Origin of the sequence: [Limnothrix rosea] IAM M-220 (assembly GCF_001904615.1) — a bacterium.
In the GTDB taxonomy this organism is placed as follows: domain Bacteria; phylum Cyanobacteriota; class Cyanobacteriia; order Cyanobacteriales; family MRBY01; genus MRBY01.
In genome coordinates, this window is record NZ_MRBY01000051.1 from 1 (window position 1) to 21580 (window position 21580).

The window sequence follows — 21580 nt, forward strand, 5'->3', positions numbered from 1 at the left end:
CTCTCCCATTCACCGCGTCGTACTTCCGAGCATGCTTAAGCAAAACTCACGTTTCTTAAACCGAACTCAGGTTAGCCAAAGTTGACAAGATTAGTACCAAAGCCTTGGAGCTCAAGCATCAGGCATTGTTTAAAAGGTTTTGTTTACTTCGCTAGAATTTCATAAATCCCCAATTTTTTAGCCCTAAACCTATGGGCTTTGACTATCAATAAAAGTTCTGACATGAAATTTTGCCCAACAAAAAAGCGAATCAACGGCCACATGACCGCAAAAGATTCGCCTTCAAACAAATATAAACAACTGCCACAGACTCGCAGACTATCATCAAGCCGAAGCGCAATTCAAACAAGAATCCCACCCACAATGCCATTAACCTTATATTCCAGCAAAACCACGGATCAATAACAAAAAAAGCAAAAACTTCGTCACCATAGGCGATCGCCTCCGCTACACATCCATGATCAAGCAACCATTAATCCCGGCGAAACCACAGAAACCCCATAGCCGTTTCAAAAAACGCCCTTCAGCAAGCATTGACACCCTTCAAACCCTAGAGCGGACGATAAACACGGTAGTCAATATTCGGGAAAATATTATCCATCTTTTCCACCTTCTCCAACCAACCCGAATCAATCTTGCCGATCTTCACATCCTCATAAATTTTTTCAAGACGCAACACATGGCTCTTCGTTCGTCGCTCAGCATAGGGAACCATCGTGCCAGTACGCATAATAAATGCCCAATCAGAAGATTGAGCCAAAAGCAACTCCCTTGCCGCCTGATTTAAAGCCCGTTCTTCCAGCTCATCCTCAGGTTCCCGAGTCGACAACTCGATCATACGCTCTGCCGCCTTATGCAAATAAGGATAAACCCACGCATTCGTATGATTTAGCCAATATTCATGGAATCCCTTATAACCCCAGCTCGATTGAGATGGCACCGCCACCTGCTGAGTCGGTTCCATCCTCAAATAATCAGCCAAATGCGTCAGATCATAAATATCTTGGTCATACCAAGACTTACGGAAGAAATAATCAATAAACCATGGTCCCTCATACCACCAGTGACCAAATAGCTCAGCATCATAGGGCGACACAACAAGCGGATGGCGACCCATCATTTTATTAAGACGACCCACTTGATTTTGGCGGTTATACATAAAGTTGCCAGCATGCTCAGCAGCCTTTTCCTTCGCCCAATAGGGATCATATAGCGCCTTTTCCCCCGAACCACCATCACGACTTGTGATCCTGTGATATTTCACACCTGTATTTTTGCGCTGGCCGTTGGGCATAATGTAAGGCTTAATGTACTCATAATCCGCTTCCCAGCCCAAGTCTTTATAAAATTCCCGATAGCAAACATCACCCGGATAACCAACCTTAGAAGACCATACCTGTTGGGACGATTCGTGATCCCGACCGAAAGCCGCCACACCAGTTTCCGTAAAGATCGGCGCATAATTACCATAGCGAGGGCGAGGACGCGCATAGAGAATGCCATGGCCATCCGTCAGAAAATAGCGTAAACCAGCATCAGCTAGCATGCGCTCTAAACCCTCATAATAAGCACATTCCGGCAGCCAAATTCCCTTAGGCGGACGACCAAAATTTTCCTCATAGCTTTCACAGGCAACCTGGAGCTGTGCCCAAACTGCTTGAGGATACATTTTCATTAATGGCAAGTAACCATGGGTGGCACCACAGGTAATAATTTCAAGGTTATTGGTATCTTGAAATTGCTTAAATGCTTTAACAAGGTCACGGTCATAGCGCTCCCAAGTACTCAGGATGGCACTAAATTCTTTGTGGTAGTACTCAGCGAGATACTTGATATGACCATTGTATTTATTATGGACAATTTCCTTTTCTACCAGCTCCATCAATAATGCCATGTGGGCATCATAGCGATCCTGAAGGAGTGGATCTCGAAGCATCGCCACCAACGGCGGTGTCATACTCATGGTGATTTTAAAATCGATCCCGTCGCGCTTTAGACCTTCAAAAACGTGGAGCAAAGGAATATAGGTCTCTGTAATCGCTTCAAATAACCATTCTTCTTCGAGGACAAAATCACTTTCGGGGTGACGGACAAAGGGCAGGTGGGCATGGAGAACAAGGGCAACGTAGCCTAAAGCCATAGTGGTATTCCTTCCTTAAGAATGTCGCTAGGTAACGATTTAGATTGTTTGACTAGACCATTAGCGTCTGTCGGGATCAGGTACTTGGTAAAGTCATTTTAAGATTTTAAAACGATTTGGTTGTTCTCTCGCATCTTGCTAAAGTCTGAGGGAGCGCTTCTCTTGGCTGAAAGTACCTTCGAGAGATTACAATTGTTATTATTCAGTACTGTCTCGCGGGCAATGGGATTAATTTGCCATTTCTTCGGAAATTTTAGTGGGGATACGCTGCTGAATATTTTTTTGATGAGGCTCGTTTATTCTGCGTCGAAAGCCTGTGTCTTCTGAAAAGCATTTTGAAGTTAATGAGTCTCAAGCGGCTTCGGTAGTGCCCCAGCTGCAACTATTGCTATTTACTGATGATCGTATTTCCCATCGTGCTGATATTAAGCAGGTGCAGGATTATCTGGCAACGTTGGGTAATGATTATGATTTTTCGTTAGAGATTGTTGACATTAAGGAGCAGCCCCAGCTGGTGGAGCTGTACCGTTTGGTGGCGACACCGTCTTTGGTTAAAGTTTTTCCAAAACCTATGCAGGTATTTGCTGGTAGTAGTATTTTGCCGGATCTGCAACGGTGGTGGGGACAATGGCAAGATACTTTAGAGGGCTTAAAACAACATTATGGTGAGTTTGGTAGTCTTAATGATCAAGCTGCACGTAAGGAATTGGATGCGGAACGGCGTTCTCATTCGGCGGATGTGATGCGGCTGTCGGATGAAATCTTCCAGTTGCAGCGTGAAAAGGAGGAGTTGGCGAAACAGATAGAGTTTAAGGATCAAATTTTGGCGATGCTTGCCCATGATTTGCGGAGTCCTTTGACGGGAACGTCGATCGCCCTTGAAACGCTCGAAATTATTGCGCAACGTCCGGAAACGGATAAAACGAGTGATTTAAAACAGCAGCTGTACCAACAGGCGAAAAATCAGTTGCAAATTATGAACCGGATGATCACGGAACTTCTAGATGAGTCTCGGCAATTGTCGACAAAGTTGGATATTAAGCCCCGTCGCATGGATTTAAATGATTTGTGTCAGGATGTTTTGCTCCAGATGAATAGTCGTTTTCAGCGTCGGTCGATTAAGCTGACGGTGGATATGCCTTCTGATTTGCCTGAGGTGTATGGTGATGCTGAGTTGTTGCGGCAAGTGCTTGTTAATCTTTTGGATAATGCGATTAAGTACAGTTCGGTCAATGGTGAGGTGAGATTGGTGGGTCTCCACCGGACGCTCCAGAAGGTGCAAATGAGCATTGTTGACCATGGTCATGGTATTCCTGAGGATGAGCAGGAAAAGATTTTTGAGGGGCATTTTCGTCTCAAGCGTGACTCTATGAAGGAGGGGTATGGTCTGGGTTTAGCGGTTTGTCGCCGGATTATTCAGGCTCATCATGGCCGTATTTGGGTGGATAGTACGCTAGGTCAGGGGAGTGAATTTCACTTTACGTTGCCGGTGTGTGTGGATCGTCCGGGCAAATAATTTGTTGGATTTGGCTGCAATATTGCAGGATTTTCTGGAGGCGATCGCCGGCTATTTTTTGTTTGGCCGCTTGGGTTTGGGCTGAACGACTGCTGCCTAGAAACATCAAATCCATGCTAAGCAATCTTAATTCACGGTGGATCTCTGTGTGGAGCGATCGCCATTGGGAAAAGATGGTGGGGGCGAGGTTTTCTCCTGTTGATGTTGCTAATTGGGTTTGCCAGCATCGTGCTAATTCTTGACCCATGGCGATCGCCTGACTGGCATTAATCTCTCCTTGTCCTAAGCGTAAAGCCAGTTGCTGTAAGTAATTTTGCAAATGAGTATAGGACTGGATTAGTAAAGTGGTAGACATAAACTCTCGTATCGCTTCGATCCCCTCAGAACTCTGCCTTGATCGACTAAACATCGATAAACATAACAAAAAGGTGCGTCAGTCGACTAACACACCCTGTCATCGCGATCGCTTTGATCGTTTAAACTTGATTGTCTGCACCGAGAACGCTGGTCTAATCTAACCTAAGTATTTGCTTAAGAATGTTTACAAATACGACGCGGCGAACCGGAGAGTGAAAGATCGGGAGATGTTTTTATGCAAATAATCCTAGGTGTCAAAGAATGCGAATGGTCATTGATTCTCCATGTCTCTTGCTCTCTGTATCTTTCTTTCTATAAAGAATTTCGGCTAAATTTTTATCCATAATTAACGTTAACTTAATTCTGGCGACCAACAGGAACCTGATGTACAAAGTTGGGAATTCATTGATGTCGGAGCAGGTGCGTCTTTTTTGGGGGCGATCGCCTGAAAAATGCCCCAACCGATTAATGCGGCGATCGCCACACCGCCGACAATGCCCGCAACTTTTAACATGGGGTTTGGAGTCGGCTCATCTTCAAAATCATCATCCTCATCGTGGGCATAACGATGGAAGAGATAATCAAGGGCATAATTTCGCAATTCTACGTATTTGGGACTATCCGTCATCTCGTTACGATTGCGGGGGCGCTCAAAGGGCACTTCCATAATTTCGCCAATTTTTGCACTGGGGCCATTGGTCATCATCACAATGCGATCAGCGAGGAATAATGCCTCATCGATGTCATGGGTAATCATCAAAACGGTGATTTTATTGGCGCGCCAAATCTCTAACAATTCGTCTTGTAATTCTTCTTTGGTGATGGCATCCAATGCCCCAAAAGGTTCATCGAGAATCAGCACTTCGGGGTGAATGGAGAGGGCGCGGGCGATCGCCACCCGTTGCTTCATACCACCGGAAATTTGGTGGGGCTTTTTATTGCCGGCCTCCGTTAAACCCACCATTTCCATATATTTCTGAATAGTGGCTTCCCGTTCTGACTTCGGCTGATCTTTGCAGACCGTATTCACGGCTAGGGCAACGTTGTCATGGGCATTTTTCCAGGGCAACAAACAATAATTTTGAAACACCATCATCCGGTCGGGTCCCGGTGTCGTAATCGGGTTGCCGTGGAGCGTTACTGTGCCAGAGGTCGGCTGATTAAAGCCGGAGACCATATTCAGCATCGTGGATTTACCACAACCGGAGTGACCAATGATGCAGATGAACTCACCTTCATTAACGGTTAGATTGACACCGTCTAAAACGGTCAGGGGACCTTTTTTGGTGGGGTAAACCTTGGTGATATCTTTGAGTTCCAGAAAAGCAGTCGTTGTCTTTTGATCGAGGGACGTTTCGGGTGCAGTCATCATAATTGTTCACGGGTGGGCGAATGGACTAAATTAGGAAAATTTCGATTCCGATAAATTTTGGGTCAAGTGTTAGACATTAGCGATGGTTTCCTGAAGTTGAATCTCACTGACAGTAAGTTCGCGGTGAATACTAAACCGTTTGATGTAGCTAACGGGATCATTGGGGGTAAAAACCATGCCATCCATCAGCTTAAAAGTTTGGCGATCGCCTTCAATGTCCGGCCAACCCAATTGACGGCAAGCCTCCCCAAAGAGATCGGGGCGACGCACCCGCTCGGTAATTTCGAGCCAATTTTTCGGGAATGGCATATAGCCCCACCGCGCCAATTGGGTCAAAATCCAGAGCCCTTCACCCCGTGCGGGACAATTAGCCTGCTCATTGTGAAACTGGTGGAAACGGGGCAACATCGCCGGGGTCTGACCATCACCATAATCAAAAACATCGGCAAAACCAGCCTGAGAAAACGCCGGGTCAATGCTCAGGATCGAGCTACCCAATATTTTTGTAATTTCGGTGCGATTACGGCGATCGTCGCAATATTCACAGGCTTCTAGTAACGCTTTGACTAGGGCAATGTGGGTCTTGGGATTTTTGGCAACCCAATCTTCCCGTGCCCCCAAGACCTTCTCTGGATGACCAGCCCAAATATCGAGATCTGTGGCAATCACATATCCTAAACCGGCTGCCACCGCTTGGGAATTCCAAGGATCGCCAACGCAGAACCCATCGATCGCCCCGGAACGCAGATTGTCCACCATTTCTTCTGGGGATAGGATCGTGAGGGTGACATCTTGGTCGGGGTCAATGCCACCGGATGCCAACCAGTAACGGAGGAGTAAATTCTCCATGGAGGCGGGATACACAACGCCAAAAGTGAGGATACGATCCGGCGTATTTTGCAGATGTTCTTTCAGATCCTGCGGTGTTTTGATTCCTGCGTCTAGAAATTCTTTGCTCAGGGTAATGGCGTTACCGTTACGGCTGAGAACCATTGCACTCACCATGGGAATGGAGGCTTTATTATGCAACCCGACGGTCAGGGCAATGGGCATGCCTGCCACCATCTGGGCTGCGTCGAGTTCTCCGGTCGTCACGCCATCGGCGATCGCCTGCCAACTAGATTCTTTAACGAGGTTGACCTTTTCTAAACCATGCTTTTTAAACAGACCCAATTCCTGAGCCACGATAAAGGGCGCACTATCATTCAGCGGCAATAGACCCACATTGATCGTCGCCTTTTCCGGTTGATTCACCACTTCCGGCCCATGGCTAATCTGCCCGACCCCCTTTCTCACCCGTTTCTGCTGGTTGAGGAAGTACACAATTTCATGGCGCAGATTGTAATATTCAGGATGATTGACCACCTCTAAACGTTCGCGGGGATGATCAATCGGCACTTCAAGGATGCGACCAATGTGGGCTTCTGGTCCCGTCGTGAGCATGACCACCCGATCCGAGAGTAATAGGGCTTCATCCACATCATGGGTGACCATCACACAGGTAATGTGCTTTTCTTGGACGATTTCTAGCAATTTTTCCTGAAGATTCCCCCTTGTCAGCGCGTCTAACGCCCCAAAGGGTTCATCTAACAACAATACTTTCGGTTGAATGGCTAAAGCGCGGGCGATCGCCACCCGTTGCTTCATTCCCCCAGACAGTTCCCCCGGTCGCCGATTCGCTGCCCGCTTGAGACCCACCAATTCAATATGCTCATCAACAACCTGCTGACGTTCCCCCTTCGGCAGATGCTCGAGGACACGATTTACCGCCAGACCAATATTTTGGCGCACCGTTAACCAAGGCAACAGCGAATAATTTTGAAACACCACCATCCGATCCGGCCCCGGCCCATCCACCTCCTTACCTTCCACGACCACCCCACCAAAAGTCGGGCGATCCAAACCAGAGATCATATTGAGGAGCGTCGATTTACCACAGCCAGAGTGACCGATTAACGAGATAAACTCTCCCTTTTTGATTTTTAGTTCAATATTTTTCAGCGCAATATAGCGATCGCCACCGGGGAGCGGAAAAATTTTATCAACGTGGTCAACTTCAATAAAATTCAAAAATTTACTCGACATAATTCAATCACCAATGAGTAGAACGGATGGACGTGGTAATAAAATAGTTAACCTAATGAACATTGCAGCTATGTATAAAATGTCCATTAATTAACTCGATTAAAACTAGCTTTACTTGTGTTCTCCCGGAACCACAACCTTTTCAAGAAATGCCATAAAGCGATCCAATAACAAACCCACAATCCCGACATAAATTAGAGCAAGAATAATTTCACTCATCAAAGAACTGTTGTAAGCATCCCAAATAAAGAAGCCAATTCCCACACCACCAATTAACATTTCCGCAGCAACAATTGCCAACCAAGAAAGGCCAATGCCGATACGCAAACCAGTGAAAATATAAGGCACAGCAGCAGGGAAAAGAATATTAAAGAAATACTCCACCTTCGATAGCCTTAAAACCCGCGAAACATTCTGATAGTCTTGGGGAATTTGCTGTACACCCACCGTTGTATTAATCACAATGGGCCAAATTGCCGTAATGAAAATAACAAAAATCGCGGAAGGTTCTGCCTGCTGAAACGAAGCTAGGGCAATGGGCAACCAAGCCAAAGGCGGAATCGTTCTTAATACTTGAAATACAGGATCAAGGGCATCATAAACTAACTTATTTGTGCCGATTAAAATACCTAAACCAATGCCCACCACAGAGGCTCCAGTAAAACCAATGGCGACACGGGTCAAGCTTGCTAAAATCTGCAAACCTAAGCCTTTATTGGTTCCGCCATCATCAAAGAAAGGATCAAAAATTAAGTCCTTCGTATCCTGAAATACTTGTACTGGACTGGGTAAATTAGAATCCGGCCCCGCACAAACAATCTGCCAAATCACCAATAATACGGCGATCGCCACAAGGGGACGAATCACCCTAGGCGCATAGAGAAAGCGGAGAGGATTCTTTTTACGACGGGGACGAATCTCAGTAGCAGAGCTAGCCATAATGCAAATCCGAAATAACAACAAATAATACGAAGCACAAGGAAAAAGACCCTCCCCCGAATACCCAGGGGAAGATTACAGATCCCAGTAAAATTAAGCCTTAATCGCCTTCAGAGTTAGGCTATCTAGATAAGCCTGGGGATTTTCTGGATCAAATTCCACACCATCAAAAAACGTCTCAACCCCACGGGAAGTACTGGTCGGAATCTCAGCCTCAGGCACACCAATCGCCGCCGCCGCCTCACGCCATAGATCCTCGCGGTTGACCTCATCCACGATCTTGTTCACATCCGTACTCGCCGGGAGATAACCCCAACGAATATTCTCCGTTAAGAACCACTGATCATGGCTTTTGAAAGGATAGGACGCAAAATCAGCCCAATATTTCTGCATCAGATCGGTGTCTTCAAACGGCGGCTCGCCATTACCAAAATCATACGTTCCCTTAGAGCGATCAATAATGTCCTCAAAAGGAACCTTGAACCACTCCCGCTTGGCGACAATTTCACACATCTCATCTTTGTTCTCAGGCTGCTCACACCATTGCTGCGCTTCCAACACAGCCATCAATAACGCCTTCGTTGCTTTCGGATGCTTGTCTACCCATTCCTTACGCATACCAAACGCCTTCTCTGGGTGATCTTTCCAAAGTTCACCCGTCGTAATCGCCTGATAACCGACCTCTTGGTTCACAGTTTGCAGCGGCCAGGGCTCACCCACACAGAAAGATTCCATGGCATTTACTTTGACGTTGGCGACCATCTGCGCCGGAGGAACCACAATGGTTGAAAAATCTTTTTCTGGCTCTAAACCACCAGCGGCTAACCAATAACGAATCCACAGATCATGGGTTCCACCGGGGAATGTCATGGCGACTTTGGGGCCATCTACCTGAGCAAAGGCTTCCTTCAGCGGTGCTGTATCTAAACCAACCTTGAGATCTTTGTAATTGTTACCGAGCATGATGCCCTGACCGTTCACATTCAAGCGAGCCAAGATGTACATCGGCGTGGGCTTACCATCGGTCACTGTGCCCAAACTAATGAGGTAAGGCATGGGGGTCAGGATGTGAGCACCATCAATACCACCATTCTCGGAACCTAGAACAATATTGTCGCGGGTAGTCGCCCAAGAGGCTTCTTTTTTGACGATGACATCTGGCATCCCGTATTTAGCATAAAAGCCTTTTTCTTTGGCAATAATTAGGGGGGCAGAGTCTGTTAAAGCAATAAAGCCCAATGTTGCGGTGGTGGTTTCTGGGGCATTATCACCAGCGACAAGGGGTGAAGTGGTTGTTGTGGTCGCGGTGTCCGGGGTTTCGGAACTGCCGCACCCATGGAGGATTGTTGTTCCAATCGCCGCACTGGCAGCCGTTACGATAAACTTGCGTCGCGAAAATTGATTCATTGGTGGTTAATCAGCTTGGTATTGAAGAGGAGCAATCATCATTTTCGTGTTCCATACTGATGAAGGGCATGGGTCAACATAATGACGATGTAAAGACTTCCTAAAGCTTTCGCTTATGTCTGTTTATGACTGACTATTGCGGTACTAAGGAATTACACCTAAAGATTCGTTTTTTTGCACATAAACTTTTGTATAGGAAACTACAGTCATTCAGGTTTTTTATGGTTGTTCTACAAGCTTCATGTAAGAAACGCATCACCTAAGGCTAAATCAACGTCAGTTCGGGTTAAGAATTCAATCTGAATTCCTTAGGGAAAGGGGAACATGGGGAAAAAGAGACACGGAAAATCACTTGAAGTTCGCATTTTTTTGATGCTTGTGATTGTTTGTGTAAAAACTCTCCCTGTCACTGACTCTCTCCTTCGCTGCTTCGTATTTTGAACATTCTTAAGCAAAATTCAGGTTAAATCATGAGTCAATGAGGTGCTGTTGTTTTGAGGTGGCGGGTTACTATCTCGTTGTACTGACTTAGTAGTAGTGACGTTAGGATTGTCCGATGTAGAGGTTTTGGGCGGAGAATGGATGGTTAGGCTTGGCGGAGTAACTGTAAATTTAATGATGAAATAACTTTTCTGTCCGAAAAAAGGGTTTTAAGCAACAATTAGGATAAGTAAAATCATCGTAACGTGCGATCTTTCGACAACTTTCTTTGAAGGTATTGTTCCCTGATTGCCCGCTTGCTTGATTTTTGACTTTTGATTTTTTCTCAATATCTTTAGACCTGAAAAACTAAAGTTTATGCTTTACTTCTGCGGATCGTCTTAGTTCTCTGAGGTTCTCTGAATCTTCCGTTTCTTAATCATTGTCTTTGTTTCTACCTCATCTTTTGCTATGGCTGTTTCTTCTCTTTCTGCTCCTGAAAAATTCGATATTCCTCTCCCTGCATGGCTTAAAGATTATCTTTATGGGGTCGATGAGACGGAAGTCTCCTTGGGCGATCGCCAACTAATTAGCAAGGCCTTTCGGTTTGCCCATACACTCCACGAAGGGCAAAAGCGCAAATCAGGTAAACCCTACATTGAGCATCCCGTCGCCGTCGCTGGCCTATTGCGAGATCTGGGGGGCAATAGTGCCATGATTGCTGCGGGTTTCTTACATGATGTCGTCGAAGATACCGATGTAACACCCGAAGAAATTGAAGAACATTTTGGCGAGGAAGTGCGGCAGCTAGTTGAGGGGGTCACCAAGCTCACCAAATTTAAATTTTCCAGTAAAACCGAGCGACAGGCCGAAAATTTCCGACGAATGTTTTTGTCGATGGCAGAGGATATTCGAGTCATCGTTGTCAAACTAGCCGATCGCCTCCACAACATGCGCACCCTAGAACATTTGCGCCCCGACAAACAACGACGTATTGCCCTAGAAACAAGAGAAATTTTCGCCCCCCTCGCTAACCGTTTAGGGATTTGGCGCTTTAAATGGGAACTAGAAGATCTTTGTTTTAAATATCTGGAAATGGATGCCTATCGGGCGATGCAAGAGCACATCTCCGAAAAACGTACCGAGCGGGAAGCAAGGGTAAATGATGCCATTGAACTGGTGCGCGATCGCCTCCACAAACTCAACCTCCACGTCTGGGAAATTAAAGGCCGCCCCAAGCATCTCTACAGCATTTACAACAAAATGCAGCGACAACATAAAGAATTTGACGAAATTTTTGACGTGGCCGGTATTCGAATAATTGTCGAAAGTAATGATGAATGTTACCGTGCCCTAGCCGTCATTCATGATGCCTTTAAACCCATCCCCGGTCGCTTTAAAGACTATATTGGCCTCCCAAAACCAAACCGTTACCAGTCGCTCCACACAACCGTTGTTGGTCTGAACGGTCGTCCCCTAGAAGTGCAAATTCGGACGATGGAAATGCACCACATCGCTGAATACGGAATTGCAGCCCACTGGAAATACAAAGAAGTCGGCCATTCGGGAGCCACCATTTCTTCCACAGATGAAAAATTTACGTGGTTACGGCAGCTATTGGAATGGCAAAGTGACCTCAAGGATGCTGAAGAATATATTGATAACCTCAAAGACAATTTGTTTGAAGATGATGTCTATGTCTTTACCCCTGATGGCGATGTTATCGCTCTAGCTAAGGGAGCCACCTCCATTGATTTTGCCTACCGTATCCACACAGAAGTGGGCCATCATATGAAAGGAGCCCGGATTAATGGACGTTGGAGTGTGCTCGATACCAAGCTCCAAAATGGCGATATTGTCGAAATTATTACCCAGAAAAATGCCCATCCCAGCCTTGATTGGGTAAATTATGTCGTGACTCCCAGTGCTAAAAACCGTATCCGCCAATGGTTTAAGCGATGCCACCGCGACGAAAATCTGGCTCGAGGTCGCAGCCTTTTAGAAAAAGAATTGGGCAAAAGCGGCTTTGATAGCATCCTAAAATCCGATGCCATGCAAGCGGTGGCGGAAAAGTGCAACTATCAGCAAACGGAAGATTTGTTGGCAGCCCTTGGTTATGGCGAAGTCACCCTCAAGCATGTGGTAAATCGCTGGCGGGATATGGTGCGGGATCAGGAGGAGGAGAACCTACCTCAACTTGAAGCGGAGGCCTCTCTAAATCCGACGAAAATATCAAAAACCCTAACCTCCGATAGCCATAAGTATCCCATTGCAGGTATTGAAGGTCTTGTTTATAGTTTGGCTGGCTGCTGTTCGCCGTTACCGGGGGAACCGATTATTGGTGTTGTCACTCGCAGTCATAAGGGTATTTCTATTCATCATCGCAGTTGTAGCAATATCCATAATTTTGAGGGCGATCGCCTCATTCCAGTGCATTGGAATCCGAGCCATGAACACAAACAGTCCCCTGTCTATCCCATCGATCTCAGCATTGAAGTTATTGACCGTGTTGGTGTTCTAAAAGATATTTTGTCTCGTCTCAGCGACCAAAATATTAATGTCCGCAAAGCAAGCGTCAAAACGAGTCAAAGTAAACCTGCCATCATTTCCCTGAGTATCGATATTCGTGATGCCCAGCAACTAAATTACAGCATGAATCAAATTAAGAATATTAGTGATACGCTCAATGTACGTCGAGTGACTCAAGTTGATCGTGACTGAAAATTTAGATGATCGCTGTATCTCTGATCAATAGGGCTTCTGTTCAAATGTCCTGGCGCGAATTGGGCAATTCATTGAGGTTAAGGAAAGTGCAAAGTTTGCTCCTGACACTACAGATAGAAAGGATATTTTAGAGCAACTTTGTTGACGGCTTGGTTGGGATGCTTTCCCATAAACTCGTGATTAAAACCTCGTTGCCCTGAAATCACATTTCCCCCTTTAATATGGAATAGTTATACGAAAGACAAAGTCTCATCTGTTTAGCATAATTACATTGAAGCTCTGGCGGTGTAAATAAAAAGACCATGGCCATGCAAGGTGATTTTTCGCAATAGATTGTTTTTGGTGTCGTTAAAAGTAGGGCTGGCTACTCATTGAATATTTTGTACTTTCGCGAGCAATGGATGGGATGTCATGGTGAGGCGATCGCCCTGCCGCTACAAGTATTCTGATGAGACCCTATGACTATCGAGCAACCATTGTCGCCAAATAAGCATCTCATCCTCATCGTCGATGATGATCCAATCATACGTCGCTTGATTCGTTTCGCCATGGAGAAAGAAGGTTACGAAGTCGTAGAAGCCGCGAATGGTGAAGCCGGTTTAGAACTATTTTGGCAACGCATACCCGATATTGTGCTGCTCGATTTTATGATGCCAGTCATGAATGGCATTGAGTTTTGCCAGAAGCTACAGCAAGTAAAAACGCCCACTGTTTCGAATGCTTCTGTGCGTCATCACTCCCTAAAGAGTTCCCACAACGACGCTAGTGTTCTTAATTCGGCTTATTTCTTTGCGGAGGATTTAGACCAGCCAGACCAACTTTTTAATACGATTAGTCGCACGCCTATTTTGATGATTACGGGGCTAGAAGATCCTCATTCTGTGACCCAAGCCTTTGATGCTGGAGCAACGGATTTTATTACTAAGCCGATTAATTGGGCAATTTTAAAGCAGCGGGTCAAACATTTATTAAACCAAGCCAAGCTATATCAACGTTTGGAAGCAACCAATGAGCAGCTACAGCGCTTGGCCGCTATTGATCCCCTAACGCAATTAGCGAATCGCCGGGTCTTTGATTTAGTTTTTAAACGGCAGTGGCGATTGATGCTCAGACACCAAACGCCGTTTTCGTTGATTTTTGCTGATATTGACTACTTTAAGCGTTTTAATGATCTGTATGGTCACCAAGCTGGGGATCATTGTTTATTTGAAGTGGCTCAGGCGATCGCCGCTCAAGTGAGACGGCCGACCGATTTAGTTGCCCGGTACGGCGGGGAAGAAATTATTGTTTTATTACCAGAAACAAATTACCAGGGAGCAGAGATCATTGCCGACAAAATTCAAAATAGCGTGCGTTCGTTACAGATACCCCATGAAAAATCGGAAGTTTCGCCCTATGTCACAGTGAGTCTTGGGGTGGCTTCCATTGAAAAACCGGCACATCACCAAACGATTTCCCATTTTTTAGAGGTTGCCGATCAGGCGTTATACGAAGCAAAGGCAAGGGGACGTAATTGCACTGTGGGTAAGCTCGTTACTCTGGATTGATAATGTTGTAAATAGCTGAGTAATCTTGATCGGCAAGATTTTTGGTAATGGCTTGGGCAATAATATCTCGCACACCGACTAGACCCTCACTGTTTAACGCTGCGGCTTCTGCTGCTTGGAGAAACAGATTTGTGTCTTTGAGTAGGTGTTTTGTGGGAAAGTTCGGATTCGTAAATTGGCGATCGCCCATACGCTGCAATTTTTTATCAAAGGTCGGTGCATATAGCGCACTTTCTCGCAAAATCGCCATAAAGCTTTCGACATCGACACCTTCTTTTTGAATTAAACCAAGGCTTAACGAAAAGCCTGCAGTCAAGCTTGCAATTAATTGATTTAAAGCCAGCTTTAAGGCCGCGGCTGTGCCCACTTCGCCAATCAGACGAGGCTCTTCCCCCAACTTTTGTAGCAGTGGCAAACAATTTTTATAAGTTTCTTGGTCTCCCCCGGCCATCACTAACAGAGTCCCAGTTTTTGCTTGGGGGATACTGCCTAATACGGGTGCTTCAAGATAAGAACCGCCCTGCTCTTGAATTTTTGCAGCAATGTCGCGACTTTCATTGGGAGCAATTGTCCCCATTTGAATAATGGTTTTGTTCGTAAAACTTGGGGAATTGGTGAATAATACTGATTCAATCGCTTTAGCATCACTGAGAGTTAGTAATAAATATTGTGATTGGGCGATCGCCTCACTAATGTCTGTCGTGGTCTGAATATTACTATCTTTGAGTGTTTCTAATTTACTCGGTGTTCGATTGTAAGCTGTAACTTTATAGCCCGACTGCTGCAATGTGTCGGCGATCGGTGTTCCCATCAGCCCAGCCCCAAATACACTGATTTTCACGACACCTTAATCCTCGAAATTCACATAAAACCACAATAAAAGAAAACCCCACCCAAGGGCGAGGTTTTCAAACTATTCATTTAGAAACTTAAGCTATCTGACTAGCTAAGAATCTTAGAACTTGAAGGTCGTGCGAACAGTACCGATAATCGCATCCTCTACGGAATCGTCTTCAGTTGGATTGCTCAACCAAATTACGCCGGGAGTAATAGAAATACTGTCGTTAAGTTGATACTTGTAAAAGCCTTCAATTTGAAGAGGAGTATCATCACCGCCGCCAGCGTTGCCGCCTACATAAGGAGGCGCACCAGCAAACAAGCCGAGAACATTGCCTTCTTTACCAAAGTCAGAGATGGAAACACCAGCACCATAGCTCCAAATTTCCTCGTCACCACCAGCAGCGAGATCTACATCGGAGTAAAGACCATAAGCCGCCAGAGAAACTTTCTCCGTAATATCGAACTTACCCTGAAGACCAAAAGTATTTGCTTCAGAAGTTCCTAAGCTGTTAGCTCCGACAGTACCGGCAAGCGCACCATCACCACCAAAATCAAAGAAAGAACTACCACCTTCTTGGTAGCTGTTCACATAAGTCACACCAAACTCAGCACGAGAGCCTAGGTTAAAGGCAACCTGAGCAAGAGCACCATACTGACCATTAAATAAGCCATCACCTGCACTAGGAGAAGCATGATCATCAGCAAGGTAACCAAGGGAGATGTCAACAGGTCCTGCAGGGAAGTTCAAACCTAAACCTGCACCACCACCGATCAAGTAGATAGGGCTAGATGCTGCATTAAAGGTCAAAGAACCACTACCACCAGTGAAGTCTTCAAGACCATTAGCGCCGAAAGTTGTGCTTGTGTAATCACTGTGGAGACCACCAAACGCAGCTAAGTAAGCATTTGCACGTCGGAGGGGGAAGTAGTAGGCCAACCAGTCAATAGAAACATTGTTGTCAGACAATCCTTCGTAAGTTTGGGTACCAACACCACTTCCAGCAGGAGCGAGAGTCGTTGCATTACCAGCAGTCAAACGAGTAATAAGGGTGTCATTACCTGTGAAGCTAGTTTCGAGGGTCAAACGAACACGGTTGTTAAAGATAGTTTCCGTTGTATCGTCGTCGCTACCGTCAAGAGCGTTTGTATCACCAAAACTGTCATTGAGACCGAAGATAACTTCACCGTTTAACTTGGTAGTTGTGGAGAACTGATTGTCTTCGAGGAACTCAACGCGACCTTCGATGTCGTCAACGCGTGCACCGAGAGTTGCAAGTTCAGCTTCAAACTCTTGAACAAGAGCACGAAGGCGAGTAATGTCTGCTGCATCTACATCAGTACCACCACCCACGATGAGACGCTCGATTTGTTGCATACAAGCGTTAAGACCTGCTGCAAATTCGTAACGGCTGAGGGGACGGTTGCCGCGGAAAGTACCATCGGGATAACCAACGATACAGTTATATTTTTCAACGAGGTTGCGGAGTGCGTCGAAAGCCCAGTCAGAGGGAGCAACGTCGCGAAGTTGGAAAACGCTGTTCACTTGAGCAATATCACTACTGCCTTCTTGGCTGTAGCTGTTGATTTGATCAAGAACTTCGTTATTGGGAGCTGCTTGAGCTGCGCCAGCGACGGTTACGCTGAGGGCTGCAGAAGCAATGGATAAAGATTTCCAGAAAGTAGTCATTTTTTTTTCCTCACACATTGGAATATAAATCTTATTTATTTGATTTGTATTCCATATACTTTCGATAATAACTCATGTAATTCGCGATGGGGATTTTAGGAAACAAGAATTTCTTGATTTCTCTTTTACCTATACGAATGAGTTATCAAACGTCGGTGTACTCTAGCAAAAGATTTTTTTTGCTGAAGTATCGATTGTGACGTTTAGAGTTTTTCAAAAGTTTCTGCTAGGCTAAAATCTTTTTTCGTCAGGCCACCGGCATCGTGGGTCGTTAGGTTAACGGTTACTTTGTTGTAGGAAATGCTGAGGTCTGGGTGATGTCCTGCTGTTTCGGATGGCTCAACGAGTTTATTTACGAAGGCGATCGCCTCAATAAAGTTCTTAAATTTATAAACTTTTTGAATGGTGTCACCTTCTCGTTGCCAGTGGGGAAGAGTTGCTAAATTGCTTTGAATTTCGGATTCATTTAGTAGTGCCATAAAAAATACCTCAAATACCTCAAAAAACTATCCGCCCTCGTTAGGGTTACCTAATAAAGATAACGAAACGAGGGCGGTCTAGTAGGGTCTCTTTTCAGTTGAAATCAGACTGCCGGAAGGAACTCCGACAATTCTCATTCACTCCACGGGGAAGTCAATGGGATTTAGAGAACAGCCCCGGCACACAGCCGACATGCTCCAACTGTGAGACCCATGTTCATACTACTGTCATTCATGGGCATCACCTCCTATTCTCCGGCAGGTTTTATCCGGTAGAACACTCACATGGTGACACAGGAATTTTTGAATTTCAAGGGAATTTTTCAGATATGCGGTTCCAGATTTCAGACATCAATAATCTTGGGACATTTGGTCTTTCGATATTTGATGTCTGGTGACTGATATTTGTCACTATCTGTCATGCTGCGTCGCCGCCAATAATGACATTACGAATTCTCAGGGAAGGGCCACCGCAGCCAACGGGTAAGCCGCTTTGGCCACCTTTGCCGCAACCGCCGGATTCGTCCCAATAAAAATCGTCGGCGATCGCCTCAATATTATTGAGCGTTTTAAACACATTGCCGGATAGCGTGACATCTTTAACTGGTTCCGCAAGCTCACCATTACGGATCATCCAAGCTTCCCCTGCACTAAAGGTAAACATTTCGCCATTGGTCATACCACCGAGCCAATTTTTGGCGTAAACGCCTTCTTTAATGTCTGTTGGTAAATCCGCTAGGGGAGTGTCGCCTCGTTCAATCCATGTATTTGTCATACGCACAATCGGTGGGTAATGATAATTTAAGCAGCGGGCATTACCCGTTGGCTTTTCGTCAAGCCTGCCGGCTGTTTCGCGGGAATGAAGTCGTCCCACTAATTCACCGTTTTTAATGAGTTGTGTTGTTGAGGCTGGTACGCCTTCATCGTCGTATATATAACTACCCCGGTGGCCTTCGGGGGCAGCGCCATCAAAAATTTGTAGGTCTTTACTACCAAATTTACGCCCCATGCTCATTGTTTCAAGGAGATCTGGATTTTCATAGGCCATATCTGCTTCTGATAAATGCCCAAAGGCTTCATGGACAAACAGCCCGGTCAAAATCGGATCGATAACGACGGTATAGGTTCCGCCTTTAACGGTCGGTAGGGTAAGGGAGTTTGTCGCTCGCTGGGCTGCGCCGATAATTTGGTCGTCTAAATGTTCTAAGTCTTCAAAGGCTTTACGGGAACCTGTGGTTTCTCTCCCTGTTTGAACGGTATCGCCATTTTTGGCAACGGCGGCAAAACGCATTTCCATATCAGCCCACGATTGCTCAATTAGTGTTCCTTCTGAGGTGGCGAGCAGGATATTTTGGGTGCTGTCACCGTAACGCACTGTGGTGCTCGTAATTTTGTCGCCATAACTCTTTAACATTTCGTTGTAGCGATCGCAGAGGTCTTTTTTGCGCTGTAAAGATACCTGTCTTGGGTCAGTGCCAGTTAGCGGCAAACGACAAACTGCTTCAATGGGCTCAACAGCGGCCAAAAGCGTTTCATCATCGCCAATGAGCCGAGCGGCGGCGATCGCCTCTTCAATGCGAAGCTGCAAATCATCGAGATTATTAAATGCCGCAAATCCCCAGCCTCCCCTGTGGCAAACCCGCACTTGGCCACCAAGGGACGTATTTTCACTCAATGTTTCAATGGTGTTATTGCGGAGCAAAATACTACTACCTTCCGATTGCTCTAAACGAATCGATAGAAAATCTGCCCTCTGGCGATACCGCGCAATAAATTCCGTTAACTGATCTTTGTATTTAGCCAACTCTCGAGACATAAACGCGATCGCTCCCTATCAAACACATTTCAAATTGTAATCAGTCTGGGGCAATCACGGTAAAAACCCCGCCAGTCTTGCATGACAATCAACGTCTCCCACCGGCGATCGCCGCTCAAACCGCTAAATGCGCTACCATTTTCCACAGAATCATTAGATAAAAATTAAACCGTGTTAAGATTTATGTAACAGGGGTTGACTCAAGCCTCTGAATACACTTCATGCAAAGGAAGTCAAGTATCACAGGAGTGAATTTTTATGTCTTACACCATTGATGCAGCACGCAATATTTTTCCTAGTACGCTCACTGCTGACGTTGTACCTGCCACCAGTGCTCGTTTCTCTCAGCTCAGCGCCGAGGATCAACTTGCGCTAATTTGGTTTGCTTACCTAGAGATGGGTAAATCGATCACCATTGCTGCTCCTGGTGCTGCAAATATGCAGTTTGCAGAGTCTACTTTGCTCCAAATTAAGCAGTCATCTTTTAAAGACCAGTCACAAATCATGTGTGACCTGGCGAATCGCATCGACACACCGATTAACCGAACCTACGCCACTTGGTCCCCTAACATTAAGCTCGGTTTTTGGTATCGCCTTGGTGAATGGATGGAACAGGGTTTCGTCGCGCCCATTCCTTCTGGTTATCGTCTGTCTGCTAATGCAACCGCTGTTCTCGACACAATTAGAGCCGCTGAATCTGGTCAACAAATTACCATTCTCCGTAATGCAGTCGTAGATATGGGCTTTGATCCGAACCAAATCGAAGGTTACCAGAGAGTAGCTGAGCCTGTCGTTGTTCCCACAGAGATTGCAGAGCGCGAGAAGGTCACAATTGACGGTGTTGATAACGCTACGATTGTCCAGTATATGGAAAATCTTAATGCGAATGATTTCGACACATTGATCAAGTTGTTCGCTGAAGATGGTGCGCTACAGCCTCCTTTTCAACGTCCTATTGTTGGTAAAGAGAATGTTCTTCGCTTTTTCCGTGAAGAGTGCCAAAACTTGAAGCTTGTGCCGAAGCAAGGTGTTGTAGAGCCGACGGATGAGGGTTATACCCAGATCAAGGTGACAGGCACTTGTCAGACTCCTTGGTTTGGTGCGAATGTTGGTATGAATATTGCATGGCGTTTTTTGCTCAACCCTGAAGGTAAGATTTTCTTTGTTGCAGTTGATCTTTTAGCTTCTGCGAAAGAGCTCCTTAATCTTGTCCGTAAGTAAGGTTTGATCCTTGGATATGGCTTGTCATTTTTTGTCAGTTCAATATTTTTAGGTTTTTAAGATGAAAACGTCTCCTATGGGGGCGTTTTTTTCGTGGTGATTTTGTTGGGAGAATTTATGGTGACATCGCGGCTCGACACAAATTTCACTGATGCTTTCATTGAAAATCTCGCCCTTGGGTTGGCGATCGCCCTGATTTTTTTATGGGTTACGAGTTTAGCTTGGGTGCTACTGGTTCCTGTTGTGTGGTGGCAAATGCCTGTGTGGGTTGTTGTTCGTACTTTTTTACATACAGGTTTATTTATCCTTGCCCACGATGCGATGCATGAAAATCTAGTGCGGCGTAGTCCTCAACTCAATCATGGTCTGGGAAGATTCACGGTTGGTTTGTATGCGGGTTTGTCTTATCATCATTGCCGCCAGCATCATCGCAAACATCACCAACATCCGGCGCAAATCGGTGACCCTGATTTTCATGACGGGCTCCATACGCATCCGATAGCTTGGTACTGCTACTTTATGAGAAATTATTTTTTGATAAAGCAGTTTCTCATTTTTCTTTTGGGTGTTATCGGGGTGGCGATCGCCTTGAATTTATGGTGGGATGTACCCTTCGAGCGTGGCTTTATTTTTTACCTACTGCCATTGCTTCTAAGCTCGATCCAGCTGTTTATTTTTGGGACGTATTTCCCCCATGGTCAAGGGCGGATGGTCACGCTGCCGACCTCTTGTCCGCGATCACTGCAATATCTGTGGTCATTAGTGAGTTGCTATCATTTCGGCGTTTATCACCACGAACATCACCAAGCGCCTCGCCAACCGTGGTTTTTATTGCCCCATTTGCCACTTCTTAACAATATTGTAATAAAGGCTTGAATCCCAGAAAAATCGTGCATGGAAGCCTCCTAAGTTCGTAAAATACCGGCCTCAATTAGCGATTTATGAGAATAAGCAATAGTTTTTACACACATAACTTATTATAATTTGCAAACAAAATATAGGTGTTCATCAAAACACGCTATGCAGTGTT

The 21580-nt window shown here is 45.6% G+C and carries 15 protein-coding genes; 5 read left to right on the forward strand and 10 right to left on the reverse strand.

The genetic code is table 11. The features are described 5' to 3' along the window. Positions 1 to 550: 550 nt before the first annotated feature. Positions 551 to 2140, reverse strand: coding sequence for a glycoside hydrolase family 57 protein (locus NIES208_RS15550; protein ID WP_075893900.1), 1590 nt, complete (start codon positions 2138 to 2140; stop codon positions 551 to 553). A 316-nt stretch (positions 2141 to 2456) separates the two neighbouring features. Here NIES208_RS15550 and NIES208_RS15555 point away from each other — a divergent pair, with 316 nt between their 5' ends. Beyond that, entirely contained in the window at positions 2457 to 3656 is a 1200-nt protein-coding gene (locus NIES208_RS15555) for a histidine kinase (RefSeq protein ID WP_075893901.1), read from the forward strand. Here the strand turns inward: NIES208_RS15555 and patD are convergent. The 5 genes from patD to NIES208_RS15580 all read right to left on the reverse strand — a co-directional run bounded on the left by patD (position 3619) and on the right by NIES208_RS15580 (position 9816). Then, positions 3619 to 4011, reverse strand: coding sequence for a heterocyst frequency control protein PatD (gene patD / locus NIES208_RS15560; protein ID WP_075893902.1), 393 nt, complete (start codon positions 4009 to 4011; stop codon positions 3619 to 3621). The two genes, NIES208_RS15555 and patD, sit on opposite strands and share 38 nt — an antisense overlap. 354 nt (positions 4012 to 4365) lie before the next feature. Next, positions 4366 to 5385, reverse strand: coding sequence for an ABC transporter ATP-binding protein (locus NIES208_RS15565; protein WP_075893903.1), 1020 nt, complete (start codon positions 5383 to 5385; stop codon positions 4366 to 4368). Between the two features lie 69 nt (positions 5386 to 5454). After that, on the reverse strand, positions 5455 to 7470 hold the full coding sequence (locus NIES208_RS15570; protein WP_075893904.1) for an ABC transporter ATP-binding/substrate-binding protein: 2016 nt from the start codon (positions 7468 to 7470) through the stop codon (positions 5455 to 5457). Between the two features lie 111 nt (positions 7471 to 7581). After that, entirely contained in the window at positions 7582 to 8409 is an 828-nt protein-coding gene (gene ntrB / locus NIES208_RS15575; protein WP_075893905.1) for a nitrate ABC transporter permease, read from the reverse strand. 93 nt (positions 8410 to 8502) lie between these two features. Then, entirely contained in the window at positions 8503 to 9816 is a 1314-nt protein-coding gene (locus NIES208_RS15580; RefSeq protein ID WP_075893906.1) for a CmpA/NrtA family ABC transporter substrate-binding protein, read from the reverse strand. Positions 9817 to 10707: 891 nt separating this feature from the next. On the opposite strand from NIES208_RS15580, the gene NIES208_RS15585 reads away from it, so the two are divergent. Continuing rightward, positions 10708 to 12957, forward strand: a complete 2250-nt coding sequence (locus NIES208_RS15585) for a RelA/SpoT family protein (protein ID WP_075893907.1) — start codon at positions 10708 to 10710, stop codon at positions 12955 to 12957. A 461-nt stretch (positions 12958 to 13418) separates the two neighbouring features. Then, positions 13419 to 14507, forward strand: a complete 1089-nt coding sequence (locus tag NIES208_RS15590) for a GGDEF domain-containing response regulator (RefSeq protein ID WP_075893908.1) — start codon at positions 13419 to 13421, stop codon at positions 14505 to 14507. Here NIES208_RS15590 and NIES208_RS15595 read toward each other — a convergent pair. The 4 genes from NIES208_RS15595 to NIES208_RS15610 all read right to left on the reverse strand — a co-directional run bounded on the left by NIES208_RS15595 (position 14494) and on the right by NIES208_RS15610 (position 19329). Then, complete coding sequence (locus NIES208_RS15595) at positions 14494 to 15348, reverse strand: NAD(P)-dependent oxidoreductase (RefSeq protein WP_075893909.1); 855 nt, start codon at positions 15346 to 15348, stop codon at positions 14494 to 14496. The two genes, NIES208_RS15590 and NIES208_RS15595, sit on opposite strands and share 14 nt — an antisense overlap. A 114-nt stretch (positions 15349 to 15462) precedes the next feature. Beyond that, positions 15463 to 17034, reverse strand: coding sequence for an iron uptake porin (locus tag NIES208_RS15600; protein WP_075893910.1), 1572 nt, complete (start codon positions 17032 to 17034; stop codon positions 15463 to 15465). A gap of 203 nt (positions 17035 to 17237) precedes the next feature. After that, complete coding sequence (locus NIES208_RS15605) at positions 17238 to 17513, reverse strand: 4a-hydroxytetrahydrobiopterin dehydratase (RefSeq protein ID WP_075893911.1); 276 nt, start codon at positions 17511 to 17513, stop codon at positions 17238 to 17240. A gap of 418 nt (positions 17514 to 17931) precedes the next feature. Beyond that, positions 17932 to 19329 carry a TldD/PmbA family protein gene (locus tag NIES208_RS15610; protein WP_075893912.1) on the reverse strand — a complete coding sequence of 466 codons (1398 nt, stop codon included), beginning with the start codon at positions 19327 to 19329 and terminating at the stop codon, positions 17932 to 17934. Between the two features lie 258 nt (positions 19330 to 19587). Between NIES208_RS15610 and NIES208_RS15615 the strand changes: the two genes are divergently transcribed. Both NIES208_RS15615 and NIES208_RS15620 read left to right on the forward strand, forming a co-directional pair. Next, complete coding sequence (locus tag NIES208_RS15615; RefSeq protein ID WP_075893913.1) at positions 19588 to 20550, forward strand: orange carotenoid protein N-terminal domain-containing protein; 963 nt, start codon at positions 19588 to 19590, stop codon at positions 20548 to 20550. A 117-nt stretch (positions 20551 to 20667) separates the two neighbouring features. Further along, on the forward strand, positions 20668 to 21426 hold the full coding sequence (locus tag NIES208_RS15620) for a fatty acid desaturase (RefSeq protein ID WP_075893914.1): 759 nt from the start codon (positions 20668 to 20670) through the stop codon (positions 21424 to 21426). Positions 21427 to 21580 lie beyond the last annotated feature (154 nt).